General features: G+C 69.1%; 17 protein-coding genes. 4 read left to right on the top strand and 13 right to left on the bottom strand.

What is annotated here, in order from left to right; all coding sequences use genetic code 11:
* Positions 1–9 precede the first annotated feature (9 nt).
* The 12 genes from H5407_RS15330 to H5407_RS15275 all read right to left on the bottom strand — a co-directional run bounded on the left by H5407_RS15330 (position 10) and on the right by H5407_RS15275 (position 19930).
* Positions 10–1086, bottom strand: coding sequence for an acetylhydrolase (locus H5407_RS15330; RefSeq protein ID WP_183105337.1), 1077 nt, complete (start codon positions 1084–1086; stop codon positions 10–12).
* Entirely contained in the window at positions 1083–4172 is a 3090-nt protein-coding gene (locus tag H5407_RS15325) for an efflux RND transporter permease subunit (protein WP_183105336.1), read from the bottom strand. Before H5407_RS15325 ends, H5407_RS15330 begins: the two co-directional genes overlap by 4 nt.
* 13 nt (positions 4173–4185) lie before the next feature.
* Complete coding sequence (locus tag H5407_RS15320) at positions 4186–5340, bottom strand: efflux RND transporter periplasmic adaptor subunit (protein ID WP_255501264.1); 1155 nt, start codon at positions 5338–5340, stop codon at positions 4186–4188.
* Positions 5341–5361: 21 nt separating this feature from the next.
* The gene (locus H5407_RS15315) at positions 5362–6777 is read right to left on the bottom strand and encodes a TolC family protein (RefSeq protein ID WP_183105335.1); all 1416 of its coding nucleotides are present in this window, start codon (positions 6775–6777) and stop codon (positions 5362–5364) included.
* Positions 6770–7630, bottom strand: a complete 861-nt coding sequence (locus H5407_RS15310) for a TetR/AcrR family transcriptional regulator (protein ID WP_183105334.1) — start codon at positions 7628–7630, stop codon at positions 6770–6772. The genes H5407_RS15315 and H5407_RS15310 overlap by 8 nt, the downstream gene beginning before the upstream one ends.
* A gap of 208 nt (positions 7631–7838) precedes the next feature.
* On the bottom strand, positions 7839–8879 hold the full coding sequence (locus tag H5407_RS15305; protein ID WP_183105333.1) for a GGDEF domain-containing protein: 1041 nt from the start codon (positions 8877–8879) through the stop codon (positions 7839–7841).
* Positions 8880–8956: 77 nt separating this feature from the next.
* Positions 8957–15880, bottom strand: a complete 6924-nt coding sequence (locus tag H5407_RS15300) for an Hpt domain-containing protein (RefSeq protein WP_183105332.1) — start codon at positions 15878–15880, stop codon at positions 8957–8959.
* A gap of 50 nt (positions 15881–15930) precedes the next feature.
* Positions 15931–18270 (bottom strand): methyl-accepting chemotaxis protein, encoded by a 2340-nt coding sequence (locus H5407_RS15295; protein WP_183105331.1) that lies wholly within the window; start codon positions 18268–18270, stop codon positions 15931–15933.
* A 71-nt stretch (positions 18271–18341) separates the two neighbouring features.
* Positions 18342–18872 (bottom strand): chemotaxis protein CheW, encoded by a 531-nt coding sequence (locus H5407_RS15290; protein ID WP_183105330.1) that lies wholly within the window; start codon positions 18870–18872, stop codon positions 18342–18344.
* 6 nt (positions 18873–18878) lie between these two features.
* Positions 18879–19256, bottom strand: coding sequence for a PleD family two-component system response regulator (locus tag H5407_RS15285; RefSeq protein WP_183105329.1), 378 nt, complete (start codon positions 19254–19256; stop codon positions 18879–18881).
* A gap of 58 nt (positions 19257–19314) precedes the next feature.
* Positions 19315–19689: a PleD family two-component system response regulator gene (locus H5407_RS15280; RefSeq protein ID WP_183105328.1), complete on the bottom strand. Its 375-nt coding sequence runs from the start codon at positions 19687–19689 to the stop codon at positions 19315–19317.
* An 88-nt stretch (positions 19690–19777) separates the two neighbouring features.
* Positions 19778–19930, bottom strand: a complete 153-nt coding sequence (locus H5407_RS15275) for a rubredoxin (RefSeq protein ID WP_183105391.1) — start codon at positions 19928–19930, stop codon at positions 19778–19780.
* Between the two features lie 275 nt (positions 19931–20205).
* On the opposite strand from H5407_RS15275, the gene H5407_RS15270 reads away from it, so the two are divergent.
* From H5407_RS15270 to mpl, 4 genes are read left to right on the top strand one after another with little or no spacing between them, the layout of a single operon-like run.
* On the top strand, positions 20206–21156 hold the full coding sequence (locus tag H5407_RS15270) for a bifunctional hydroxymethylpyrimidine kinase/phosphomethylpyrimidine kinase (RefSeq protein WP_255501263.1): 951 nt from the start codon (positions 20206–20208) through the stop codon (positions 21154–21156).
* A gap of 20 nt (positions 21157–21176) precedes the next feature.
* Positions 21177–22463, top strand: coding sequence for a glutamate-1-semialdehyde 2,1-aminomutase (hemL, locus tag H5407_RS15265; protein WP_183105327.1), 1287 nt, complete (start codon positions 21177–21179; stop codon positions 22461–22463).
* Positions 22464–22478: 15 nt separating this feature from the next.
* The gene (locus H5407_RS15260; RefSeq protein WP_183105326.1) at positions 22479–23153 is read left to right on the top strand and encodes an HAD family phosphatase; all 675 of its coding nucleotides are present in this window, start codon (positions 22479–22481) and stop codon (positions 23151–23153) included.
* A 16-nt stretch (positions 23154–23169) separates the two neighbouring features.
* Positions 23170–24591 carry a UDP-N-acetylmuramate:L-alanyl-gamma-D-glutamyl-meso-diaminopimelate ligase gene (gene mpl / locus H5407_RS15255; protein ID WP_183105325.1) on the top strand — a complete coding sequence of 474 codons (1422 nt, stop codon included), beginning with the start codon at positions 23170–23172 and terminating at the stop codon, positions 24589–24591.
* 128 nt (positions 24592–24719) lie between these two features.
* Here the strand turns inward: mpl and H5407_RS15250 are convergent, their stop codons facing one another.
* The gene (locus H5407_RS15250) at positions 24720–25658 is read right to left on the bottom strand and encodes a polysaccharide deacetylase family protein (RefSeq protein WP_183105324.1); all 939 of its coding nucleotides are present in this window, start codon (positions 25656–25658) and stop codon (positions 24720–24722) included.
* Between the last annotated feature and the right edge of the window lie 79 nt (positions 25659–25737).

The following is a 25737-nucleotide window of genomic DNA, read 5'->3' as shown; positions in this document are numbered from 1 at the left end:
GGCAGGCCCTCAAGGGGGCGAGGCCGGCTGGAAGCGGTTCAGCAGCGCGGCATGGCGCTGAGGCCAGGCCTGCAGCTCACGGGCATCGCCCTCCAGCACCTCGTGCACAAAGGCCAGGGTCAGCTCGCAGGTGGCGGCCTTGACCCGCGGGTTGAGCTCGACGCCACCCGTGCCGCTGCGATCGGTGAAGATGCTGTGCGAGCCGCCCTTGAAGACAGCCAGGGCCTTGGACGGCCCACCGGTGGCCTCGAAGACCTGCAGGCGGTCGCTGGCGGGCGAGTAGTAGCCGGGGATGCGGATCACATCCTCGGTGGCCGTGACATGCAGGGTGGGAATGCGCACGCCCGCCAGGATGCGCTGCGGATCAGCCTCGCCATAGAAGGGCGGGGCAGAGATCACGATGGCAGCACGCAGCCGTGGCTCGGCCAGATCCAGCACCTGCCCCTGGCGCTGCACCTGGGCGCCTGCCAGCAGCAAGGTGGTGTTGGCGCCATAGGAATGGCCGGCGGCGATGATGGCGTCGCGGCGCACCAGGGGGCCGTAGGCGCTGGCCAGCAGCTGTTCCAGCGCGAAGCGCACGTCCTGCACGCGGTTCAGAGCCTCGTCTTCCTGGGCCGCCCCCTGCAGGCGCCCGATCAGCTGCAGCGGATTGCCCGACCACAGGCTGCGGTCCGAGCCCACGTGCTGCACATGCAGGGCGGCGAGGCCCTGCGAGGCCCAGTAGGCGCCAAGATAGCTGTAGCCCCGGCGTGAGCCGCCAATGCCATGCGAGAACAGCACCAGGGGCACGGCCTGGCCCACCGCAGCCTGTGCCGGCCAGTACAGGCGTACCGGCACGGCGCGCTGACGGCGCTCGTCGTGCCAGTCCAGGTCCAGGGTCTGGACAAGCGAAGCATCGCCCGCCAGCACCGGCGCGGAAGCCGCTGCCGGGGCGACGACAGAGGCTGCCTGCCCCACCCCCTCGGCCGGCACCTGCGCCGTCCACGCAAGCGCCTGCCATCCCGGCAGGCTGGCAGCCAGCAGTAAAGCGGTGAGGGCAAGACCTGCCCCTCGCAGCCAGCGGCCCAGGCGCGCGCGGGGCTTCATGCCGCCTCCACCCGGCCCTGTGCGACCCGACGCTCGCGGCGCTGGGCAGGGCTCAGCAAGCCGATGAGGTCGTCCACATAGCTGAAGACGATGGGGATGACCAGCAGGCTCAAGAAGGTGGAAGTGATCAGGCCGCCAATCACGACGATGGCCATCGGTGCACGGAAGCTGGGATCCACGCCCAGGCCGACGGCGATGGGCATCATGCCGGCGCCCATGGCGATGGTAGTCATCACGATGGGCCGAGCGCGCTTGCGGCAGGCATCCAGGATGGCCTCGTAGCGGCTGAGCCCGTGCTCGCGGCGGGCCAGCACCACGTAGTCCACCAGCAGGATGGAGTTCTTGGTGGCGATTCCCATGAGCATGATCAGGCCGATCATCGAAGGCATGGACAGGGCCGTCTGCGTGACGAACAGCGCCAGGAAGGCGCCCGGCACCGAGAGCACCAGGGCAGCCAGAATGGTCACCGGCTGCACGAAATCCTTGAACAGCAGCACGAGCACCACATAGATGCACAGCACGCCCGTGAGCATGGCCAGGCCGAAGCTCTGGAACAGCTCGCCCATGGCCTCGGCATCTCCGATCACGGCCTGGCTGATGCCGGGAGGCAGCTGCCTGAGGCTGGGCAGGGCCTGGGCCTGGCGCTCGACCTCGCCGAGCGGCTGGCCGTTGAGCTCGATCTCGAAATTGACGTTGCGCTGCCGGTCGTAGCGGTTGATCTCGGAGGGGCCGCTGGCATGCTCCAGCACCGCCACCTGGCCCAGGGGCACCGGACCTTTGGCGCCCGGCACGGGCAGCCGGGCAAGCAGGTCCAGGTCGGTACGCGAGGCATCGGGCAGCCGCACGACGATGGGCACCTGGCGCTGCGCGAGGTTCAGCTTGGGCAGGGACTGCTCGTAGTCACCGAGGGTCGCGACGCGCAAGGTGTCCGCGATGGCCGCGGCGCTGACACCCAGGTCGGCCGCGCGGGCGAAGTCCGGCCTCATCTGAAGCTCGGGGCGGACCAGGCTGGCGCTGGAGGTCACCGCGCCGATGCCGGGCAGGCTGCGCAGCTCGCGCTCCACCTTGGCGGCATGGACGGCCAGGGCCTCGCCGTCCTCGCCGGCCAGCACCAGGATGTACTTCTCGGCCGAGCCGCCAAAGCCCACCTTGACGCGAGCCCCGGGCACCTGCGCCATCCGCTCACGCAGCTCGGACTCGATGCGCTGCTTGCTGATGCCGGGCCGCTCCTTGCGTGGCGTCAGGTTGAGGGTCAGTGTGGACTTGGTGACGCTGGCCATGCCGCTGCCCATGAAGGGATCGGCGCCGGCGCTGCCGCCACCGACGGCCGTGTAGATCAGCCTCACCTGAGGATGCGCCTTGACCAGGTCCTCGGCCTGCCGGGTCAATGCCAGCGTCTCCTTGAGCGTGCTGCCCGGCGGGAGGGTCAGGGTGACCTGGGTCTGCGACAGATCGTCGGGCGGCAGAAAACCGGTGGGCAGCAGGCCCGCCAACCCCAGCGAGCCTACGGTGAACAGCCCCGTGATCAGGAGGGTGGCGATGCGGTGCTTCAGCGCCCAGCGGGCCCAGCCCAGGTAGCGCTTCAGCCAGGCCGGGTCGGTGTGGTCCGTCCTGGGCGGGCGCAGGATGTAGGCCGCCATCATGGGCGTCAGCATGCGCGCCACGACCAGGGAGAAGAAGACCGCGATGGCCGCCGTCCACCCGAACTGGACGAAGAACTTGCCCGGCACGCCGCTCATGAAGGCCGTGGGCAGAAAGACCGCGATCAGCGTGAAGGTGGTGGCGATCACCGCCAGACCGATCTCGTCCGCCGCCTCCATGGCTGCATCAAAGGGCGTCTTGCCCTGGGCCAGGTGGCGCATGATGTTCTCGATCTCGACGATGGCGTCGTCCACCAGCACGCCCACCACGAGGGACAGCGACAGCAGGGTCACCACATTGAGCGTGAAGCCCATCAGGTACATCAGGCCGAAGGTGGGCAGCACCGATAGCGGCAGGGCCGTCGCCGCGACCAGGGTGGCGCGCCAGTCGCGCAGGAAGAACCACACGACCACCACCGCCAGAAGCGCACCCTCCCACAGGAGGTACATGGAGCCGGTGTAGTTCTCCTCGACAGGATCGACGAAGTTGAAGGATTCATCGAACCTCACCTCAGGATGCGCCGCGCGCAACTCCTCCACCGCGGCCCGCACGCCTTGAGCCACCTCGACCTCTCCCGCGCCCTTGGTCCGGGTGATCTCGAAGCCCACCACGGGCTTGCCGTCCAGGAAGGCGGCCGAGCGGGGCTCGGCCACGGTGTCCGAGACCTGCGCCAGTTGGTCCAGGCGGGCGCGCCGGCCGTCGGTCAGGCTGATCTCCATGGCCGCCAGCTCATCGGCGCGCTGCACCGTGGCCAGGGTGCGCACCGACTGCTCGGCGCCGCCCAGGTCCAGGCGGCCGCCGGCAGCTTCCTGCTGGATCAGGCGCAGCTGACGCGAGACGTCGGCCGCCGTGGTGTTGAGCGCCATCAGGCGCAGCGGGTCCAGCTCCACGCGCACCTCGCGGCTCACGCCGCCCACGCGCCCCACCGCGCCCACGCCGCGCACGGCCAGCATGCGCTTGGCCACCTCGTGATCCACGAACCAGGACAACGCCTCCTCGTCCTTTCGGTCCGAGGCGACGGTGTAGGTCAAGATGGGCGTGCCACTGAGGTCCAGCTTGGAGATGATGGGATCGCGCATGTCCGCCGGCAGGTCCGAGCGCACGCGCGAGACCGCCTCGCGCACGTCGTCCAGCGCTTCCTGCGTGCGCTTCTCCAGGCGGAATTCCGCCGTGATCGTGGCCACCCCGTCATTGAGGCTGCTGTAGATGTGCTTGACGCCCTGCAGCGTCGCAATCTGGTTCTCCAGCTTGCGTGCCACCTGCGATTCCAGCTGGCCCGGCGCGGCGCCGGGCAGCAGGGCCGTCACGGTGATGGTGGGCAGGTCGATGTCCGGGAAGTTCTGGATCTTCATCGCCTGGAAGCCGGCCAGCCCCCCCAGGCTGAGCATGATAAAGAGCAGGACCGCAGGTATGGGGTTGCGGATGCACCAGGCTGAGATGTTCATGCCCAATCCCTTCTCAGCGCGACGCGGCGGGGCCGGCCGGGGCTGCCCCGGTCACCACCTGCACGCGGTCGCCATCGACCAGGAAGCCGACGCCGGCCGCGACGATGCGGGCCGCAGGCTCCAGCCCCTGAAGCACCTCCACGCGATCGCCCTGGCGACGGCCCAGGCTCACCTTGGCCTGCTGCACGCGGCCATCGGCGCCCGCCTTGAACACATAGGCAAACCCTTCGCGCAGCTGCACGGCGCTCTGCGGCACATGCAGGGCCTCGCCGCTGCCCTGCTCGAAGCTGCCCTGCAGGAAGCTGCCGGCCCGCAGACCGGTGCCAACGGGCAGGTCCACATAGGCCAGACCCATGCGGGACTGCGCATCCACCGTGGGCGCCAGGGTGCGCAGCCGGGCCACTATGGGTTCGGCCCGGCCCGGCAGCCGGACCTGCACCCGCGCGCCCGCGCGCAGTTGGGCCAGGCTCTCGGCAGGCAGCTCGGCCCGCCATTCCAGGCGCTGCTGGCGGATCAGCCGGAACAGCTCCTGGCCGGGCTGGGCCACGGCACCTTCCACTGCCGTCTTGGCGCTGATGACCCCATCATCACCCGCCACGATGCGCGTCTGGCTGAGCCGCAGCTCCTCGGACTTCACCCGCGCCTGGGCCGACAGCAGCCGCGCGGCGGTGCTGCGCGCCTGCGCTACATACTGCTGCAGGGCCTGCTGCGACAGCCCCTCGCCGCCTTCCGCCTCGATCTGGCGGGCACGCCGGGCATCGGCCTGCGCCAGCTCGTTCGCGGCCTCGGCCTCGGCCAGTTGGGCGCGCGCCTGGGCCAGGTCGGCCTGCACGCCCAGGTCTTGCAGACGGGCCAGCAACTGGCCGCGGCGGACCACTTCGCCCACCTGGGCTCGGACCTCGACCAGAATCAGCCCGCCGGTCTCGGCGCTGACCTGCTGCTCAGCAAAGGCCGCCACGGTGCCCACGGCGGGGATGCTGCGGATCCAGACGCTTTTCTGGGGCGTGACGAGCTGCACGCTGAGGGCCGGCTTGGCGAGCGCCGCCGGGGCGGCGGGCGCGGCCTTGTCCTTGTCGGCGGCGAACGCCGGCCCGCCCGGCAACAGGCCAGACAGGGCAGCCGCCAGCAGGGCGGCGGGCGCGCGCGGGGTCATGGAATGAAAGTTCATGCAGTACCTTCTGTGCCGGACTCAGGCCGGCTTGAAGCCGCCACCGACGGCCTTGTAAAGAGACAGGCAGGCCGACAGGCCCTCGCGCTGCAACTGCAGCTGCAGGCTGCGAGCAGCCAGGGTAAGGCGCCGCTGCTCATCCAGCTCGCTGGCACTGGCCAGGCCATGCCGCCAGCGCTGCTCAGTGCCCTTGAGCGCCTTCTCGTAGCTCGCCAGGCTGGCCTGCGCGGCCTCGACCCGCGCCTGCTGCGCCGCCAGGCGCAGCAAGGCCTCCTCCACCTCGCGGACCGCCTGCAGGGCCGTGCCGCGCCATGCAGCCTCGGCCTGGCGCCAGCGCGCCTGCGCGGCCTCGGCCTCGGCGCGCCTGGCGCCGCCGTCCAACAGGGGCAGGCTCAGCTGCGGACCCAGGCTCCAGCCGCGGCTCTCGTCGCGCTCCGAGCCCAGCTTCACCCCCGCCACGCTGATGCTGCCCAGCAGTTGCAGCTGGGGATAACGTGCCGCCTGCGCAGCCCCGGCCTCGGACCAGGCTGCCAGAGCCTGCATGCGTGCGGCCATCAGGTCGGGCCGCAACTGAACGGCTTCGGCAGGCACGGCCCGCAGGGCAAGGGCGGGCCAGGACGGAAGCTGGCCACGGCCGGGCGCCAGCTGCCGGCGCAGCAAGGCTTCGTCCATCCCCGTCGCGGCGACCAGGGCCTTGTGCAGCGCCTCCAGCTCCAGCTGCTGGGCCAGGCGCCGTTGACGGCTCTCTGCCGCCACGCCTGCCAGCAGGGCCTGCTGGGCTGGCGTCTCCAGGCCCGCGCGCTGGCGCTGGGCGGCCTGGGCGGCCAGGCGCTCGGTGATCCCCTCCTCCTCAAGGGCCAGGGCCTGGGCCTGCTCAGCGCTGCGCAGCGTCAGGTAGAGCTGGGCGACCTCGACCATCAGGCTCAAGCGCACCGCCTGCAGCTCCCATTGCGCGGCCTCGGCCCGGCGGGCCAGGGCCTGCGACTGCTGACGCACACGGGCAAAAAGGTCCAGCTCCCAGCTCGCATCGATCTGTGTCAGGCCCTGGCTCAAGACCGGGCTGTTGGCCGGCAGGACCGCCCGGGTGCGCTGCAACTGCGCCAGGCCCTGCACGCGCGGACCGCCAGGATCGACGCCAGCCAGCGCACGGATTTCGTCGCGCCGCGCCACCGCCTGCTGCAGGCTGGGCGCCTGTGCCTGGACGGCCTCCAGCACCGCCCGCAAGACGGGGTCGGACGACTGCAGCCATTCAGGCAGTGCCGCGACGCCATCTGCCGGCAACGGTGCCTGCCAGACCGCAGGCATGGCCGGCGCTGTGCCGGCCGGTGGCGTCGGGGCCTGAACGGCACAGGCGCCCAGCAGCAGGCTCGCTGCCGCCGCCAGGGCGAGCCGGGCGCCAGGGGCTCGCGCACGCGGGTTCGGGGAGGGGTCAGGCATCTGCGTCCTTTGCTTGGATGTCTCGGGATGTCTCAGCGGGAGGCGGCGTGCGAGCGGTGCCATAGCCAGCCGGCCGGCCCGGCGCGGCGCGGCCAGCACGGAGCCGGGACCGCCGCGCGCCTTCAGCCTCGACCAAGGCCAGGCCGTAGCAGACCAGGGTGTCCAACACCTCGTCGAGCGCGCCCTCGCCCCGAACGGTGCCGGGGGCCAGGGCCTCCATGTAGTCGGCCGAGGTCCAGTAGTCCTGCACCAGGGCCATCAGCGCGAAGCCCAGACGATGGACACCATCGTCTGCAGCCGGCAGCCCCAGACGTGACGCCAGGGTCGCGCTGAGGCGGTCATGGAAGGGCTGCATGAAGGCCAGGCAGACTTCGTCGCCGACGGGCGTCGGATCGGAGAGCTCTCGGCCCCAGACCCGCATCAGGTCCACCAGACCGGAATCAGGCCGACGAAGCGGCGCGACAAAGGCGCCGTACAGCTCGCCAAGCCAGGCCCGCAGGGGCAGCTCGCCACCGTCCTGCCAGGGAATGCCCTGCATGATGCCCTCCAGCGGACGGACCAGAGCCTCGCTGTAGAGGCCCTGCTTGTCGCCGAAGTAGTACTTGATCATGCCGATATTGGCTCCCGCAGCCAGGCAGATCTCGCGGGTACTGGCCTTGTCAAAGCCCTTGGCGCCGAAGATGCGCAGCGCCTCGCGCAGCAGGCGCTCACGGGTGCCAGCCTCCTCGGTGCCGGTCACTTCGGCCGCAAGCCCGGCTGGCCGGGTCGGGCGTGAGGCCGCGGGCCCGGCGCTGGAGTGGGCGCTGGAGCCGGCGGGCGCCGGGGCGGCAATGGGGGTCTGGGTTCCGGACATGGCGCCGGATTCTAGGGCGAATTAATCAATCGATTGATTAACCCCAGCTTGCCCTGGAGTATCACTGTATTGCGAACGGATGCGCCTGTTTGGTGCATGCCGGAAAGACCCGCCGCGCAGGACGCAGCCGCGCAAGCGGCTCCAGTCCGGGCCAGGGAGAGGGCTAAAGGCGTGGGGGAGCGACCGAGGAGCAGGCGGCGGGGCGGGCTCAGAACAGCTCGATGTCGCTGTGCTGTTCCTGTTCCTTCATTTCGCCGACGCGGACCAGCTCCGCGTGGCTGTGCACCTGGTTGCGACCGTGGGACTTGGCGTGATAGACGGCTTTGTCCGCGCGCTCGAAGGCACTGGCCGGGGTGTCGCCGCCGCGGACTTCCGTGAAGCCCACGCTCACGGTGATTTGGCCGACCTGGGGAAAGGTGTAGGCCTCGGTGTTGTGGCGCAGGCGCTCGAAGGCGTGGGCCGCATCCGGTTCGTCGGCACAGCGCATCAGGACCACGAACTCCTCGCCACCGAAACGGTAGAGCAGGTCGTTGAAGCGAAAGCTGTTGCGCATGAGACGTGAGAGCAGCAGCAGGACTTCGTCGCCGATCAGGTGGCCGAAGCGGTCATTGACCTGCTTGAAGTGGTCGATGTCAATCACGCCCAGCCACCAGTGCGGGTGGGCGGCTTCATGGCGCCGGCCGTCGTCGGCCTGCACATTGCTGGGGCTCAGGGGCAGCTCGCTGACGGCCTTGAGAAAGCTCTCGTCGAAGGTCTTGCGGTTGAGCAGGCCGGTGAGGGTGTCGCGCTCGCTGTAATCCAGCAGGCCCTGGAAGTTGTGATAGATGCGCAGGATGCTGCCCACCGTGCGCAGCTCGGCGGGCGTCAGCAGCTCCAGGGATCGCACCTCCAGTACGCCGATGACCTCGCGGTCGGTCTGCAGCGGGAAGAGCGTCTCATGGTGCCCGCCGTCCAGCACACTCTGCAGGATGGTGCGACTCTCGAGGCACAGCTGGCGCTCGGGGAAGGCGTCCAGCGGAGGCAGGCGGCCGGGTTCGGTCCAGAGGGAGTCGGCGGTGGCGACGGCGTCCTCGGCGGCCAGGCGCGCCCGGGTCAGCCATCGCTGCTGGCCGGGCTCCCCGACACAGCGGTAGATGGCCACGGAGACCGGCTCCAGCAGATCGCGCAGGGCCGAGACCAGGGTGACGTCCATGACGTCCCGGTCCCGGAATCCGGTTAACTCTGCCAGATGCTCAACGACTTCGGACATGACTGCCTGTCAGGACGCTCCGGGCCCTAAGGCCTTCAGGAAACGAGGAACTTTTGGGGGTCAAGGGCAGCCCAGGATCAGGCGGCCGCATTTTCCTCGGCAGTGTAGCGAGCAATGAGGCTCAGCAGCAGATCCTCGTCATAGGGCTTGCCCAGATAGTCGTCAACTCCCAATTCGTGCGCATAGTCGCGGTGCTTCTGCGCGATCCGCGAGGTGATCATGATCACCGGCAAGGCCTTGAGGCGCGGATCGGCGCGAAGATTGCGGACCAGATCGAAGCCGTCCATGCGCGGCATCTCGATGTCCGAGAGCACCACGCCGGGCAGTTCGTCCGCGGCCAGCTGCTCCATGGCATCCAGGCCGTCCTTGGCCAGCTTGACGCGATAGCCCTCGCGTTCCAGCAGACGCTGCGTGACGCGGCGCACGGTCAGGGAATCATCGACCACCAGCACCAGCGGCGGCAGCTTCTCCTCGACCACCACCGAGGCCTGGGCCGCCAGGGCCGCGGCGTCGGCTCGGACCAGCGCCTGGGCATGCTCGCCGTAGACATTGGCCAGGGCCACCGGGTTGTAGATCAGGGCCACATCGCCCGAGGCCAGCAGGCTGATGCCAGCAAGACCTGGCACGTGGATCAGCTGCGGACCAAGGTTCTTGACCACAACTTCCTGGTTGCCGATCACTTCGTCCACATGCAGGGCCACGCGCTGGTGGGCACTGCGCACCAGCACCACCGAGGCGGTGCGGCCGTGAATATGCCCTCGCTCGCCGGCCTGCAGCAGGCCACCCAGCCAGTACATGGGCACGGTCATCTCGCCCAGGTGCAGCTCACCGGCCTCGTAGCCCTTCTCGACCTGGGCTGGCGGCAGGCGCAGCACGGAGTCGATCAAGTTGGCCGGCACGGCCACGATCAGCTCGCCGCAACGCAGCTGCACGACCTGGGTCAGCGCGGTGGTCAGGGGCACGCGCAGCGCGAAGCTGGTGCCCATGCCCTCGCGGCTCTGGGTCTCGACGTAGCCACCCAGGGTGTTGACCTCGGAACGGACCACGTCCATGCCCACACCGCGACCAGCCAGCTCGGTCACCTCATGGGCGGTCGAGAAGCCCGGAGCGAAGATCAGGGCCATCAGCTGCTCGTCGCTCAGCTGGGTGTCCGGCTTGATCAGCCCTTGGGACACGCCGCGTTCGCGGATGCGGGGCAGGTTCAGGCCGGCGCCGTCATCGGTGAAGCGCAGGACGACCTCGTTGCCTTCCTGGGCCAGCATCACGTGGATGTGGCCGACAGCGGGCTTGCCGGCGGCCTCGCGCTTCTCGGGCGACTCAATGCCGTGGATCACGCTGTTGCGCAGCAGGTGCTCGAAGGAGCCGATCAGGCGCTCCAGCACAGAACGGTCCAGTTCCACATGGCCGCCGGAGATCTCCAGCTGCACCTGCTTCCCAACCTCGCGGGAGGCCTGGCGCACCACGCGGTGCATGCGCTCCGCGAGGGACTCGAACTCCACCATGCGGGTACGCAGCAGGTCGTCCTGCAGTTCGCGGGTCAGTCGCGACTGGCCGGCCAGTTCATCTTCACCCAGCTGCACATTGCGCAGCAGGCTTCGCTGGACGGTGGCCACGTCGTTCACCGACTCGGCCATCATGCGGGTCAGTTCCTGGAAGCGGGTGTAGCGGTCAAATTCCAGCGGATCGAAGTCGCGACCCAGCTGCTTGGCCACCTCGCGGCTGGAACCCATCTGGGCTTCGGCCTGCACTTCCAGCTCGCGGAGCTGGGCGCGCAGACGCTCCAGGTTGTCCTCCAGATCGACCAGGGCGGTCTTCATCGCACCCAGCTCGCCTTCCAGGCGGGCACGGCGGATCGAGACTTCACCGGCCTGCGTGGCCATGCGCTCCAACACCGGGCCGCGCACGCGCACCACGGACTGGGCTTGAGACAGCATGGCGCTGTCGGATTCCAGCTCCTTGCCGGCGGCGAACTGCGCCCAGTCGATGGGCTTGCCGACCATCGGTGCGGGGGCGGCCACCACCACGGGCGGCAGCTCGCCAAAAGCGGAGAGCAGCCCCTCGGACAAGGGCTCGACCTCGGGCAGGACAGCGGTGGCGCTGTCCGCCAGCAGGATTGCCTCGGCAGGCAGCTGCTCGCTCGGGAGTTCGGGCTCGGCCAGCCTCTGGGCCTCGAGGGCCGGTGCGTCGAACGGCACTTGCGCAGCAACATCGACCAGGGCCGGGCTGTCGATGCCTTCGCGAACGGTCTCGGCCGCCACGGCATCGACGGCTTCGCTTGGGAGCGGTGCCTCGGGCGCAGCCAGGGGCTGGACGGGCACAACAGGCGCGACAACAGGCGCAGCCACCGCCACCGGAGCTGGGGCCGCAGCGGGCGCTGCACCACCACCGCCCTTGAGGCGTTCACGCAGGCGCTCGAAGGCAGCTTCCAGGCCATCGGCGTCGTCCTGCAGGGCCATCACGCCACCGGCATCGATGGCGGCATCGGTGAGCAGGCGCTCGATGGAGGATTCCAGTTGGTGGGCCAGTTCGCCCAGCTGCATGGCACCGGCCAGACGTGCACCGCCCTTGAAGGTGTGCAGATGACGCATGCAGGCCGCGGCGCGGCTGGGATCGCCCGGCGCGGCCTGCCATTCACGCATGGCGGCGTGCAGGCTGCGCAGCAGGTCGTCGGCCTCCTCCTCGAAGATGGGGAAGAGCTCGTCGTCGATATGGTCGGCCTCGCCCACCGGGAAGCTCTCGGCGGCGGCCTGCGCAGGAACGGGCTCCTGGACCAGCACCACCGGCTCGTCCACCAGCGCCGGCAGGGCCTCGGCCGACAGCTCGGCGGTGTCCGCGTGCAGCTCCTCGGTCGAGACCATCGCAGCGAGCTGGTCGTAGTCGCTGTCGGTAGCCTCGGCCAGCGGGTCGCGACGGTCCAGGGGCTCGTAGGCTTGCAGGGCCTCGATCAGGCCTGGCTCCACCGGCTTCAGGAAACCGGCGGCGAACTGGTGCAGCAGGCGGCGGATGTCCTCGGCGGCGCGGACGAAGGTCTCGGCGTCGGTCTCGGTGTAGCGGCCAGCCAGGGCGGCGCGCTCCAGCGCGTGCTCCAGGGCACGGGCCAGGTCCGAGAGGTCTTCGTAGCCGACCGTGGCCGCGTTGCCGGCCAGCTTGTGGGCCAGGGCCTCGCAGGCGGCAGGCACCGTGTCGTTCAGCTGCAGCGACCACTCGGACAGCTCGGTGCTCAGGCGGCGCGACAGCTCATCGGCCTCGTTCAGGAAGATGTTGAACAGGCTGATGCTGATGCGCAGGGGGCCGATGACCTTGACGCTCTCGTCGTCGCCCAGCCCCTCGCCGGCCTCCTCGGCCGCAAGATCCTCGGCGGCCAGCGCCTGGCCCTGGTCACTGACCAGGGTGAGCTGGGGCGCGGCGGGCAGTTCCGGCACCTCCGTGGGCGGCTCGATCGGCAGCTCCACGGGCAGCTCCACAGGCAACTCGGTCGGCAATTCGACGGGCAACTCCACCGGCAGTTCAGGTGCCGTCAGCTCCAGGGCCTCGCCGGCATCGAGCAGGGCGGGCATCTCCAGCACCTCGGTATCGGGCGTGGGCAGGGCGCTGTCTTCGACCGCCTGCAGGGGTTCGGCGGCCGGCTCGGGGCTCTCGTCCAGGGGCAGTTCGAAGGCCGGCAGGGCCTGGTCGCTGAAGGCCTGGGCCTCAGCCACAGGAAGGGCCAGGGTGGGCGTTTCGTCGGGGCTGAGGGGCTGCAGTTCGGGCTCGGGCTCGGGCAGGGCCACCTCGCCCAGGTCCTCCATCAGCGACAGGTCCAGCGAAGGCTCGACCGCGGCGGCAGGCTGGAGGGTCTCCAGCGGCACCTCCAGGTCCAGATGCAGCAGGGGCTCGTCCAGACCGGTGGAAGCAGGCAGGTCCTCGGTGCCAAGGCGCAGGGTGCTGTCGATCTTGTCTGCCGATGCATTCTCCGCGCTGAATTCGGCAGTGGGCAGGTCCAGGTGCAGGGCCAGGGGCTCCAGTGCGTCTGTGGACTCTGGCAGGACCGGCTCCAGGGGCATGGGCTCGGTGGCCAGGGGCTCCGGCTCGCCGGCGACGGACACGCCCGGCAGGGCCTCCTCGCTGAGCACCGGCATCTCGATGACCTCGCCCAGCTCGGGCAGGGCATCCAGGGACAGGGCTTCGCCCAGCTCCGGCAGCTGCGCAGACACTTCCACCGGCAGGTCCAGCGGCATCTCGGTCAGCTCCGGCACCTCGATGGGTTGCACCGGGCTTTCCAGCGTCGCGGCCAGCTCGGGCACAGCCTCCACAGCCTCCACAGCAGGCTCGGCCACAGGCTCGGTGCCGGGCTCTGTGGCAGGCGCAATTGCTTCCAGCGACAGCCCTGGCAGTTCCGGCAAGGTGTCGGACTCGGGCACCAGCTCGGGACTGACCTCGGTGACCTCAAAGGCCGCCGGCAGCACGGCGGGCACCAGCAACTCGGGCTCGGCGATCTCGGCGCTGAGACTGCTCACCGGCAGGAACTCGCCGCGCAAGCGCAGGGCGTCGGCGCTCAGGCGCAGCGGCGCGGCGCTGTGGCGGCCGAAGCGCTGGTCGGCGATGTCGGACACCCAGGCGTCGAAGTAGTCGAGGGCCTGGTGGGTGAAGTCCAGCAGGGCCCTGTCGGCGCCGGCCTGTTCGGACAGGCGGGCGTTGTAGAGCTGTTCGCAGGCCCAGCCGGCTTCGCCGAACTCGTTGAGGCCCACCATGCGCGAGCTGCCCTTGAGCGTATGGAAGGCTCGGCGCACCGTGGTCATGTGCTCGAGGTTCTGGCTCTGTTCGCCCAGGGCCTGCAGGGCCTCGCGGGCGGTCTGGCAGACTTCCTCGGCCTCGGCCAGGAAGATCTCCAGCATCTCCTGGTCCAGGGCGGCCGGGTCTTCGGGAATGGGGGCGCTCACCGCCGGCAGCTCGGGGAGGACCGGCGTGCGGGCGGCGACCAACTCATTGAGGGACTGCGCGGCCTGCGCGCGGGCCTCGTCGGCCTGCGCCGGAGCCTCCGCGCCGGCAGCGGCTTCGGGGCGGGCCGCGTCCAGCATCTGCTTGGCGGACTGCGCGGCCTCGGCCACCGAGGTCTCATCGGCAGCCCGGGCCTGCAGGGCGATGCGCTCCAGACTGCGGGCCAGGTCCTCGGCCGGGAGCTCACCGGCCGCGACGGCGGCGGCGGCGGCCTGCACCTGGCTCAGCAGGTCGGCGGAATTCGGCACCGAGACCGGCGCCGCCTTCTGGCGACGAACCTCGGAATTGAGGCTGCCCGTGCTCTCATCGAAATGGAACATGCGCTTTGCCAGCTGCGGCTGCACGCTGAGCATGTCGATGAGGAAGCCCAGAGCGCCCAGATTGTTGGCCAGGCGGTCGAAGATCTCCTTCGGGCCGGGCAGCTCGGGATCGACCTCGGTATTGGCGAGGGCGTCGATCTCGTCACGCATGCGCACGCAGGCCAGCGCGGCCTGGTCCATGCCCAGCACGCTGAGCACGCCACGCATGCTCTGCAGCTGGTTGGGCACGGGGATCAGGACCTCACGCTTGGCGGGGTCGCGGAAGTACTCGTCGATCTGGCGCTCGATCTCGGTGAGGCTGGCTCGCAGCTCATGGACCACGCTGCCCAGGGTCTGGCGATCAGAGACGCGGCGGTAGAGATCCTCCATCCACGTCTCGAGCTCCTCGGGCGCCTCGCCGCGGGCCACCGCGGAGATGCGGCGGGCCAGCACACGTACGCGCTCGGCCTGCTCAGGCTGATCGAAGGCGGCGTCTTCCAGCGCAGCCTCGATATAGAGGATGGCGGTGGCCACTTCCATGGCCAGATGCGGGGCCGGCGGCTGGTTGGAGCGCAGCGTGGCCACGACGGCCCGCTGCAGCACCTCGCCCAGCACGGCGCCCTCGGGAAAGAGCTGCGCCAAGGATTCGGACAAGGCCGTGAACTGCTCGCTCAGGCTGCCCAGGCGGTGCGAATCGCCCTCGGCCGCCGACGACCACCCCTCCTTGGCGGCATGCACGCGGCGCTTGGCCTGCGCAACCCAGTTGGGGTCGATGCGGCCCAGGCTCTGGTCCTCGTAGTCGCCGGAGGCCGCGGACTCCAGATGGTAGGCCGCACGCACCGCGTGCAGGCGCGGCGCCTGGCTGGCCTGAGCCGGGGTACGGGCCTGAGCACAGAAGAAGAGCAGGTCCTGGCCGAGGCGGTCGGAGACGCTCACCTCACCGGCGCTGCCAGCACGCAGCTGCGACAGCAGGCGCGAGCCGAGGCGCTTGGCGTAGTTGTCGGTCTGCAGCAGGCCCTGGGCCTGAGCCTCGAACTGGGCCGAGGCCAGGCGCCACAGCGTGCGGGACTGGAGGTCGGCAGCGGAGGCGCCCAGGCCGGCGCAAAGCTCGCTGAGCAGGCGCGCATGGCTGGGCGCCGGTGCGCGCATCTGCTTCAGCAGGGCGGATTCGAAGACGTTGCGGACGGCATCCGGGCGCAGGCCGGAGACGGGCGGGAAGGTCGAGACCTCGCGCCAGGTCCACTCGTGGTGCCACAGGTCGGCTGGGTGCACGCGCTCGGCCTGGGCCAGCTCGGAGAGCTCGCGGTAGGCCGGGAACAGCGCCAGGGTGGACACGGCATTGCCGGCCAGCATGCGGGTGATCAGCGAGAGCAGCGCGAAGTGCGCGCGCTCGAAGGCCTCCACGGCATGGTTGTCCATGTTCTGGGGACTGACCGCCAGATGGCGCAGCGCACGCTCGCTGGCACCCAGCAGCTTCGCACCGGCCGGCAGGCCGACCACGGACACCACACCCACCAGCTGGTGCAGCTGGGCTGCAGCGGCCTCGATCAGCTGGTGCGGGCCTTGGGGCTCGCCACCCAGCATCAGGGTGCTGCGGCTTTCGTTGTCACGCAGCACACGACGCAGGGTCTTGTGCACGGACTCCAGGGAGCGGCGCAATTCCTCCTGCACCCAGGCCAGGGGGCTGAGGTCCGCGGGGAACTCGGAATCGCGCGGGAAATCCATGCCGGGTCTTGCCTTCTAGATCTGTTGTATTGCTGAGGGCTGTAGGGCGATCACTCGACCTTGAATCGCGACACCGACTGCTTCAGGGCCTCGGCGGAACGCGACAGCTCGTGCACCATCTGGGCGGTGGAGCGCGTGCCCTCACCCGTCTGCTCGGTCACGGCAAAAATGTGCTGAATGTTGGAGGCCACGTCGTTGGCGGAGCGGGCTTCGTTCACAGCAGACTCGGAAATGCGGGCGATCAGCTCGTCCAGGCGGCGGGACACCTCGTTGATCTCCTCCAGCGCGTGGCCGGCGGCATCGGACAGCTTGGTACCCTGCACCACCCCCAGCGTGGAACGCTCCATGGCGGCCACGGCATCCTGGGTGTCGGTCTGAATGGTCTTCACAAGAGCGGCGATCCGGCGCGTTGCATCGCCGGAGCGTTCCGCCAGGCGCTGCACTTCTTCCGCCACCACCGAGAAGCCCCGACCCGCTTCACCGGCCGACGCGGCCTGGATGGCGGCGTTCAGTGCCAGCACGTTGGTCTGCTCGGTAATGTCCGAGATCAGCTCGGTAATTTCGCCAATCTCCTGCGAGGACTCGCCCAGGCGCTTGATGCGCTTGGAGGTTTCCTGGATGTGCTCGCGGATCTGGTTCATACCGCCGATGTTGTTCTCCATCGCCTGCTTGCCCTGCTCGGCCGCTTCACGCGACTGGCGGGCCACCTCGGCGGTCTGCTGCGCCTGCGAGGACACCTGATTGATGCGCTCGGCCATCTGCAGCACGGCCTCGCCGGTGGCGCGGATCTCGTGCAGCTGTTCGGTGGAAGCGGCCAGCAGTTCGGTGGAGGTCTGATCGACCTGGCCGGTGGTTTCCGTCACCCGTGCGGCCGTGGACTGCACCTGGGTCACCAGGTTGCGCAGCTCTTCCACGGTGTAGTTCACCGAGTCGGCGATGGCGCCCGTGATGTCTTCCGTCACCGTGGCCTGTTGGGTCAAGTCACCTTCAGCGACCGACTGCAGTTCGTTCATGAGTCGCAGAATGGCGGCCTGGTTGGCGTCGTTGACGCGCTTGGCCTCCTGCTCCTGCTGCTCGGCCAGCTTGCGCTGCTCTTCGGCCATCTCGGTACGGTGGGCCTGTTCCGCCACGTACAGGCGCAGGAAGCCCACGGCACCAGCCACCAGGGCCACCAGGGAACCGGCCATCAGCAGCAGCAGCAGCGGGCTCGTGCCGCCGGTGGCTTCAAGCTGCTGACCGGCCTGGTCCAGGCCCTTTCGCAGCGGTTCGCTGTCAGCCAGGATGGCGGCCTGGGCTTCACGGGCCGAGGCCAGGCCAGGCATGTTGCTCAGAATGGCCGAGGCCTGACCGCGGGTCTCCTCAAACTGCTTCAGCAGGGCGGCGAGGCGCTCGCGCATCTGCGCATTGCCCACGGCCTTGAGGCCCAGCTCGGAGTTGCCCTTGAGCAGGGCCTCGTTGATCTCGCGGAAGGTGTTCAGGTCCTTGCCCAGCAGGAACACGGCCTCGGCGTTCACGCCTTCCTGGGTCAGGAATTCGTTGGCGCTCTTGCCGATGCGCTGGGTCAGCATGACCATCTGGCCCACGGCGGCAATTTCCACCGCCGAGCTGTTTTGCTGCAGAGCCAGGGACGACACCGCCTCGGCGCTTTCCAGCAGGTCGGAGGACTGGCGGTTAATCGTGCGCAGTGCGGCACCCACCTGCGTCAGGATCTTTTCCTGGCCCAGCACCAGCTTGGCGTTCTTCTCGGCCGCGGCGATCTTGGGGGCCAGGTTCTCCAGGGTCTGCAGAGCATCACCCGAGGCCTTGGCCAGTTCGCCCTCGCCGGTGCGCAGGTTGTTGGCAATGCCGCTCAGCACGGAGGAGCTCTCGCGCAGTTCGGCAAAGGCCTGCGTGTTGCCCATGGTGGCGGTCGACACGGCCTTGGCGAGACGCTGCGACTGCATCATGGCCTGACCGGAGGCACGCACCTGCGCGGCAGTCCGGCTGCTGTTCCAGATGTTCAGGCCCACGGTGGCTGCGGTACCGACCAGGCCGACCGCCACCAGGGCGGTCAGAGTGCGCTGGCGCTTGACGCGGTCCGCGGCGGCAGCGGCGGCCACGGCTGTCAGCGCGGCGGCGGGGTCGGCGGCCTGCGTGTTGCCGAAGGTGGTGGTCTGGCCGAAGGTGGTGCTGCTTGCGCCCTCGGCGTACTCATGGGCCGGCGCGGCCTGCTCGGCCGTCGGCGTGGCCTCGGAGATGATGGACACGTCGGCCGGATGCGCATCGACCTGGACGGTCTCGCCACCATCCTGGGAGGACGGCTGGGCCTCGTGGTTGGCGTCGTGGAGCCCTTCGGGTGCGTGCTCACCCTCTTGCTTGCCCATGCTCTTGATCTTGTCCAGGAAGCTCATCTGACCCTCTGACGTCTGTTGGATAGCGTGAAAGACGCGCGGCCGTCTCGCGTTCGGCCGGCGCTGCAGGTTTAGGCGACGATGCGCAGGAATTGTTCGTGCTTGGCCAAGGCCTCGAGATCGAGCACCTGCCAGCTACGGCCTTGCTCGTCCTTCATGCGCGCGCCGGCAAAGCGGGGCCGCGCGCCCGTCTCGACCCCTTCGGGATCGGGACTCAGCTGTTCATCCGAACGCAGGCCCAGCAGGCGGTCCACCAGCAGAGCGCAGTTGATGTTCAGATCGGAATTGATCGCGACGAAGCGGGACTGGCTGGCATCCAGCCGGGTCCCGGGCTCGCGGGCTCCGAGGAAGGCGGCCAGGTCCACCACGGTGTGCAAGCCGCCGCGCAGATTGGCCACGCCCAGCATCCAGGGCTGGGCATAGGGCACGTTCTTGAGCGGCACAGGCGAGAAGATCTCGGCCGCCTGCTTCAGCGAGAACAGCATGGCGTGGCCGGCCACCTCGACGGCGAGCCAGCTGGCGCTGCGGGTCTGTTCCCGCGCCGCCTGCATCCGCTGCGCCAGGCGCTGCTGCAGTTCACGCAGGGCTTGCTTGTTGGCCATGGTGTGTCAGCCCTTGGCGCCTTCCAGCGCCTTGATCTTGGCGATCAGCTCATCGGACTTGACGGGCTTGACCACATAGTCGGAAGCGCCCTGGCGCATGCCCCAGACCTTGTCGGTCTCCTGGTTCTTGCTGGTGCACATGATCACCGGCACATGGGCAAACCTGGGGTCGCGGGTGATGGCGCGGGTCAGCTGAAAGCCGTTCTGGCCCGGCATGACGACGTCCATCAGGATCAGGTCCGGCACTTCCTCGCCCAGGCGCTTCATCGCCTCTTCGCCGTTCTCGGCAGTGCGCACGGCGTAGCCGCGCTTGGTCAGAAGCTCGCTCAGATGGTGAAGTTCGGTCTTGGAATCGTCGACCAGCAGAATGTTTTGGATAGTCATGGAAGCTCCTTGCTGGATCAGGGGGTGTCGCAGCAGCGTGTGGGGTCAGCCCGCCAGCTCAGGGCTGCGAGCGGTGCTGTTGCACCGCCTGCAGCAGTTGGTCCTTGGTGAAGGGTTTGGTGAGGTAGTCCTGCGAGCCCACCATGCGACCGCGCGCCTTGTCGAACAGACCATCCTTGGAGGACAGCATGATCACGGGCACGTGGGCGAACTGCGGATTGCGCTTGATGATGGCGCATGTCTGATAGCCGTCAAGTCGCGGCATCAAGATATCGCAGAACACCAGGTCCGGCTGATAGTCGCTGAGCTTGGACAGGGCATCGAAGCCGTCCTCCGCCAGCACGACCTCGTGACCGCCCTGCTTGAGAAAGATCTCGGCACTGCGACGAATGGTGTTGCTGTCATCAATGACGAGCACCTTGGTCGCGGCCATCTTGCCTTCTTGCGCTTTCCCGTCCAACCCAGCTACTCCTTCAGCGGTGGGGAACACGCTTGCAGCGTGCCTTGGTCTTGTCAGCCCGTCAGATGCGGACCATTTCGAAATCTTCCTTACGAGCACCGCACTCGGGACAGGTCCAGTTCATGTCCACGTCGGCCCAGGCGGTGCCGGGCGCAATGCCGTGCTCAGGGTCACCTGCGGCTTCGTCGTACATCCAGCCGCAGATCAGGCACATCCAGGTACTTGCTTCGCTCACGATACAGTTCTTTGCTCACTACAATGCGACGAAAGATTGTAGCCACGCCCCTCAGACGTTCTCGCGGAGCATATAGGCACAGATGCAACAGGAAACTCGGGGCTTATCCCCACTTAGATGGGCATGCCCAGAGAATTCCGAGCAGTATTACCCACACTGCTGCCCACGCCGCCCGCCGGACCGTGCCGGAGTACGGTCCCGATCACGGTCCACAGCACGGTTCACCACAGGCCCAGCCTGGCCCAAGCTCCACCATGAACAGCCCTGACACCCCCCTCCCCCCGGACGCCAGCGCGGCTGAAGAAGAAGCCCAGGCCCCGGCCTGCGTGATGAGCTTCAACGCCAGCGAACCCACCGGCGCCACCGGCATTGCCGGTGACATCGCCACCATCGCCGCCATGGGCGCCCACGCCCTGCCCGTCGTCACAGCCATCGTGCTGCGCGACACCGCCGAGGTCTTCGAGCACCAGACCCTGGACAGCGACCTGCTCGTCGAGCAGGCCCGCTCGGTGCTGGAGGACGTACCCGTCGCCGCCTGGAAGGTCGGCTTCCTGGGCAGCGCCGAGGGCGTCAGCGCCGTCGCCGAGGTGCTGTCCGACTACCCAGACGTGCCCCTGGTGTCCTACATGCCCGCCATCAGCTGGCTGGACGAGGAACAGCAGCAAAGCTACTGGGACAGCTTCCGCGAGCTGATCCTGCCCCAGACCCAGGTGCTGGTGGGCAACCACAAGACCCTCACCGACTTTCTGTTGCCCGACTGGGACGCCGGCCGCCCCGCCTCGCCGCGCGAGTTGGCCGTGGCGGCCGCCGAGCACGGCGCCCAGCATGTGCTGGTGACCGGCATCGCCCTGCCCAACCAGTTCGTGGACAACGTGCTGGCCAGCCCGCAGGGCCCCATCACCGGCGAGAAGTTCGAGCGCTTCGAGGTGAGCTTCATCGGTGCCGGCGAGACGCTGTCTGCCTCGCTGGCCGCGCTGCTCTCCGTCGGTGCCGAGATCCATGCTGCCGTCGGCGAGGCCCTGGCCTTCCTGGACCAGAGCCTGGATGCCGGCTTCCGCCCAGGCATGGGCAATGTGGTCCCGGACCGCTTCTTCTGGGCTCTGCCGCCCGGTGAAGAGGGCGAAGCCGGCGCCACCGCCGAGCATGAGCACGGCCACGACCTGATGATGGACGAACCCTCCAAGGGCCCGCGCCGCATCCACTGACCCCTCTCCGACCCGATCCCATGAGCCAGAACCAGACCCTGTTCGAGCGCGCCCAGCGCGTGATCCCGGGGGGCGTGAACTCGCCCGTCCGCGCCTTCCGCGCCGTCGGCGGCACGCCCCGCTTCATTACCCGCGGCAGCGGCGCCTACATCTTTGACGCAGATGCAAATCGTTACATCGATTACATCGGTTCCTGGGGCCCGATGATCCTGGGCCATGGCCACCCCGCCGTGCTGGAGGCGGTGCAGAAGGCGGCGCTGGACGGTTTCTCTTTCGGTGCGCCCACCGAGCGCGAGATCGAGCTGGCCGAGGAGATCCTCAAGCTGGTGCCCTCCATGGAGCAGGTGCGCCTGGTCAGCTCGGGCACCGAGGCCACCATGAGCGCCATCCGACTGGCCCGCGGCGCCACCGGCCGCAGCAAGTTCATCAAGTTCGAAGGTTGCTACCACGGCCACACCGACAGCCTGCTGGTCAAGGCCGGCTCGGGTCTGGCCACCTTCGGCAATCCCACCAGCGCCGGCGTGCCGGCCGAGGTGGCGCAGCACACCGTCGTGCTGGAGTACAACAACCTCGCCCAGCTGGAAGAGGCCTTCTCGCTGTACGGCCACGAGCTGGCCTGCGTGATCATCGAGCCCATCGCGGGCAATATGAACTTCGTGCGCGCAGCCCTGCCCTTCGTCAAGCGCCTGCGCGAGCTGTGCACCCAGCACGGCGCCCTGCTGGTCTTCGACGAGGTCATGACCGGCTTCCGCGTGGGGCTGCACAGCGCCCAGGGCCATTACGCAAGCCAGCTGCCGGGCTTCAAGCCGGACATCAGCACCTTCGGCAAGGTCATCGGCGGCGGCATGCCCCTGGCAGCCTTCGGCGCGAGCCGGGAGATCATGAAGCACCTGGCCCCGCTGGGTGGCGTCTACCAGGCCGGCACGCTGTCGGGCAACCCGGTGGCCACCGCCTGCGGCCTGGCCACGCTGCGCGAGATCCAGAAGCCCGGCTTCTTCGACAGCCTCTCCGCAAAGACCCGCCAGTTGGTCGAGGGCCTCAAGGTCGTGGCCGCCGAGAACGGCGTGCCCTTCAGCGCGGATTGCCAGGGCGGCATGTTCGGCTTCTTCCTTCTGCCGGAGCTGCCACAGAACTACAAGACCGTCATGACCACCGACGGCGCCCGCTTCAACGCGTTCTTCCACGGCATGCTGGACCGCGGCGTCTACCTGGCCCCGGCCCTGTACGAGGCCGGCTTCGTCTCGGCCGAGCACACCGAGGCCGACATCGCCGCCACCCTGGAAGCGGCGCGCCAGGCCTTGCGCTGACCGCCGGCTGAAGCCATGAGCACCGCCTCCCGCCGTTACCGTGCGGCGGTCTTCGACATGGACGGGCTGCTGCTCGACTCCGAGCGCCCCATCCAGGACGCCTGGCTGCGCCTGTCGGCCGCAGCCGGTGTCGCATTGACGCCTGCCGACTACCGCCTCACCGTGGGCCGCAATCGTGCCGACTGCCTGGCCTTGCTGGCCGGCTGGTTCGGCTCGACCGAGGCCGCCGAGCGCATGTATGAGGCCGTCGATGCCGAGGTGGCCGAGCGCTTCGCCAGCCGCGGCTTCGCGCTCAAGCCCGGCGTGCTGCCCCTGCTGCAGGCCTTGCGCGAGCGCGGCATCCCCTGTGCCGTGGCCTCCTCCACCCGTCATGCCAAGGTGCTGGACCGCCTGGGCGCAGCCGGCATCGTGACGCACTTCGACCCCATCCATGGCGGCGACCAGGTCGCGCGCGGCAAGCCGCATCCGGACCTCTTCGAGCTGGCCGCACGCAGCCTGGCTCAGGCGGCGAGCGACTGCCTGGTCTTCGAGGACTCCAGCTACGGTGCTCAGGGTGCGCTGGCGGCAGGCATGGGCGTGGTCCTGGTGCCCGACCTCAAGGAACCCGATCCGGACATCGCCCCGCGATGCCTCATCCTTTCCAGCCTCGACCAAGCCCTGGCCCATGTGCCGTCTTGGTTCGGCGACTGACCTTCTGCAGCACACCATGCACATCCACATCCTCGGCATCTGTGGCACCTTCATGGGCGGCCTGGCGGCCCTGGCCCGCGAGGCCGGCCACCGCGTCACCGGCTGCGATGCCAATGTTTACCCGCCCATGTCCATTCAGCTGGAAGCCTTGGGCATCGAGCTGATCGAGGGCTTCGGCGCCGAGCAGCTGGACCTCAAGCCCGATCTCTTCGTGATCGGCAACGTGGTCACCCGCTCCAGCGAGGGCCGCTTCCCGCTGATGGAAGCGGTCCTTGACGCCGGCCTGCCCTACACCAGCGGCCCGCAATGGCTGGCCGAGCACGTGCTGCAGGGCCGCCACGTGCTGGCCGTGGCCGGCACGCATGGCAAGACCACCACCACCTCCATGCTGGCCTGGATCCTGTCGCATGCCGGCTTGAACCCCGGCTTCCTGGTGGGCGGCGTCCCGCAGAACTTCGGGGTCTCGGCAAGACTTGGCGCCGTCGCCCCGAGCGCCCCCGCGCAGGGCAGCGCCGTGCCTGCAAGGGCAGGCATGGGGGCCCCATTCGTCATTGAAGCGGACGAATACGACACGGCCTTCTTCGACAAACGCAGCAAGTTTGTCCACTACCGGCCTCGCACCGCCGTGCTGAACAACCTCGAGTACGACCACGCGGACATCTTCCCCGACCTGGCCGCCATCGAGACCCAGTTCCACCACCTCGTGCGCACCGTGCCGCCCAGCGGCCGCCTGGTGGTCAATGCCCGCGAAGAGGCCTTGCAGCGCGTGCTGCAGCGCGGCTGCTGGAGCGAAGTCCAGCGCTTCGGCGCCCGCAAGGAAGAGCCCGGCACCCTGCGCGCCCGCGGCGAGCCCTCGGCCTTCGACGTGCTGCGCGGCGCGCTCAAGGTGGCCCGAGTCGAATGGGACCTTGCCGGCGAGCACAACCAGCTCAATGCCCTGGCAGCCATGGCCGCGGCCGAGCACCTGGGCGTGACGCCCGAGCAGTCCGCCGCCGCGCTGGCCGTGTTCAAGAACGTGCGCCGCCGCCTGGAGCTGCGCGGCGAGGCCGGTGGCGTCAAGGTCTACGACGACTTCGCCCACCACCCCACCGCCATCCGCACCACGGTCAACGGACTGCGCCGGCGCATCGCGCCCTCGGAGCGCATCCTGGCCGTCTTCGAGCCGCGCTCCAACACCATGAAGCTTGGCACCATGAAGGCTCAGCTGCCCTGGGCGCTGGAGGAGGTCGACCTGGCCTTCTGCAACCAGGCCGGCCTGGGCTGGGACGCGGCCGAGGCCCTGCTGCCCATGGGCGAGCAAGCCCAGGTGCATGAGGGCATCGAAGCCCTGGTGAAAGCCATCGTCATGGCGGCCCGTCCGGGCGACCACGTGCTGTGCATGAGCAACGGCGGCTTCGGCGGCATCCACGAGAAGCTGCTCGCGGCGCTGGCGCGCTGACGTCTGCGGCCGCCTGCCGCGGGCCGCGCCCCCGGCGCCGACCTTGGCTGGTCAGAGGGTGACAGGTCTGCACCGGCATCGGGGCAAGACCTGCCCCTCGGCGCCCCAAGACCTGCCGGCCAGGACACTCAGTGCGGCGCGGCAGGCGGGCCCAGGCGCTCGATCTCGTGGTCTCCATCATCCACCAGCCGTTCCCAGCCCTCGAAGCGCCCCAGGCCCAGGGAGCGCGCCATGGACAGCAACAGGCTCTGCCCCGCGACGGGGCTGATGGGTTGCAGCTGGTAGACCGGGTCCTCGAAGGCCTCTGCCGGCGAGATGAACTGCCAGCCCTTCGCCTTGAACATGCCGATGACGTCGTCCAGGAACAGGGCATTGAGCAGGTTGTGATGGGTCAGCAGGACCTGGGCGATGTCCCGCCCCTGCAGGCGCCGAGACAGGGCCTGGTAGGCCTGTGCACGCTGCCAGAGATGGTCCAGGTAGGCCTGGCGGATGTCGCTCACTTCGGCCTTCGGATCGGCCTTCAGCCGCGCCTCCAGGAACTCGTTGAGCCGCCAGTCGCTGGTGTCCAGGCTCACGTAGGCATTGCGCCAGCCCTGCGCCTTCATCCAGGCGCGCATGCCGTCGCGCTTGGCTTCGGGCTTGCCCTCGCGCAGAAAGGTGAAGCGGAACCAGCGCTGCAGGCCGGGCAGCCCTTCGAGGATCTGCTGGCAGCGCTGGATCTCGTCCTGGTACTGCTCCAGGCTGACCTGCGGGCTGTTGAGGTCCGGGTGCGTCATGGTGTGATTGCCCAGCAGTTGGCCGGCGTCCGACCAGGCCTTGACCAGGGCCAGGCCCTCGGGGCGGTCGGCGCCGTTGCCGCAAGTCACGAAGAGCGCGGCCTGGACCTGGTGCTTGCGGATCGCAGCCAGCAGGGCCTCGTTGCGCGCCTGCGGGCTCAGCCGCGGCGTGGCGCTGAGGTGCGGGCCATCGTCCAGGGTGAGGGCGATGCGCTGGGCGGCCTGTGCCCGCACAGGCGAGGCGCAGGCGACCAGTGCGGTCGCCGCGATGAACAGGAGGGATCGAATCATGGCCCGATTGTCGCCAGCCCGCACCGCAGGCCGCCGGACCGGCAGGGGTCTGGTGCGCGTGTCGCCCCGGCAAGACCTG

The organism is Mitsuaria sp. WAJ17, assembly GCF_014174515.1.
GTDB lineage: Bacteria > Pseudomonadota > Gammaproteobacteria > Burkholderiales > Burkholderiaceae_C > Roseateles_B.
This window is presented reverse-complemented; position numbering and strand designations above follow the sequence as displayed.

Excerpts from the sequence above, each read along its gene's own strand:
- H5407_RS15300 (WP_183105332.1), bottom strand. The coding sequence starts at position 15,880 with ATGGATTTCCCGCGCGATTCCGAGTTCCCCGCGGACCTCAGCCCCCTG.
- H5407_RS15280 (WP_183105328.1), bottom strand. The coding sequence starts at position 19,689 with ATGGCCGCGACCAAGGTGCTCGTCATTGATGACAGCAACACCATTCGT.
- H5407_RS15310 (WP_183105334.1), bottom strand. The coding sequence starts at position 7,630 with ATGTCCGGAACCCAGACCCCCATTGCCGCCCCGGCGCCCGCCGGCTCC.
- H5407_RS15250 (WP_183105324.1), bottom strand. The coding sequence starts at position 25,658 with ATGATTCGATCCCTCCTGTTCATCGCGGCGACCGCACTGGTCGCCTGC.
- H5407_RS15260 (WP_183105326.1), top strand. The coding sequence starts at position 22,479 with ATGAGCACCGCCTCCCGCCGTTACCGTGCGGCGGTCTTCGACATGGAC.
- mpl (WP_183105325.1), top strand. The coding sequence starts at position 23,170 with ATGCACATCCACATCCTCGGCATCTGTGGCACCTTCATGGGCGGCCTG.
- H5407_RS15275 (WP_183105391.1), bottom strand. The coding sequence starts at position 19,930 with ATGTGCCTGATCTGCGGCTGGATGTACGACGAAGCCGCAGGTGACCCT.
- H5407_RS15330 (WP_183105337.1), bottom strand. The coding sequence starts at position 1,086 with ATGAAGCCCCGCGCGCGCCTGGGCCGCTGGCTGCGAGGGGCAGGTCTT.
- H5407_RS15285 (WP_183105329.1), bottom strand. The coding sequence starts at position 19,256 with ATGACTATCCAAAACATTCTGCTGGTCGACGATTCCAAGACCGAACTT.
- H5407_RS15290 (WP_183105330.1), bottom strand. The coding sequence starts at position 18,872 with ATGGCCAACAAGCAAGCCCTGCGTGAACTGCAGCAGCGCCTGGCGCAG.
- H5407_RS15325 (WP_183105336.1), bottom strand. The coding sequence starts at position 4,172 with ATGAACATCTCAGCCTGGTGCATCCGCAACCCCATACCTGCGGTCCTG.
- H5407_RS15295 (WP_183105331.1), bottom strand. The coding sequence starts at position 18,270 with ATGAGCTTCCTGGACAAGATCAAGAGCATGGGCAAGCAAGAGGGTGAG.
- hemL (WP_183105327.1), top strand. The coding sequence starts at position 21,177 with ATGAGCCAGAACCAGACCCTGTTCGAGCGCGCCCAGCGCGTGATCCCG.
- H5407_RS15305 (WP_183105333.1), bottom strand. The coding sequence starts at position 8,879 with ATGTCCGAAGTCGTTGAGCATCTGGCAGAGTTAACCGGATTCCGGGAC.
- H5407_RS15315 (WP_183105335.1), bottom strand. The coding sequence starts at position 6,777 with ATGCCTGACCCCTCCCCGAACCCGCGTGCGCGAGCCCCTGGCGCCCGG.
- H5407_RS15320 (WP_255501264.1), bottom strand. The coding sequence starts at position 5,340 with ATGAACTTTCATTCCATGACCCCGCGCGCGCCCGCCGCCCTGCTGGCG.
- H5407_RS15270 (WP_255501263.1), top strand. The coding sequence starts at position 20,206 with ATGAACAGCCCTGACACCCCCCTCCCCCCGGACGCCAGCGCGGCTGAA.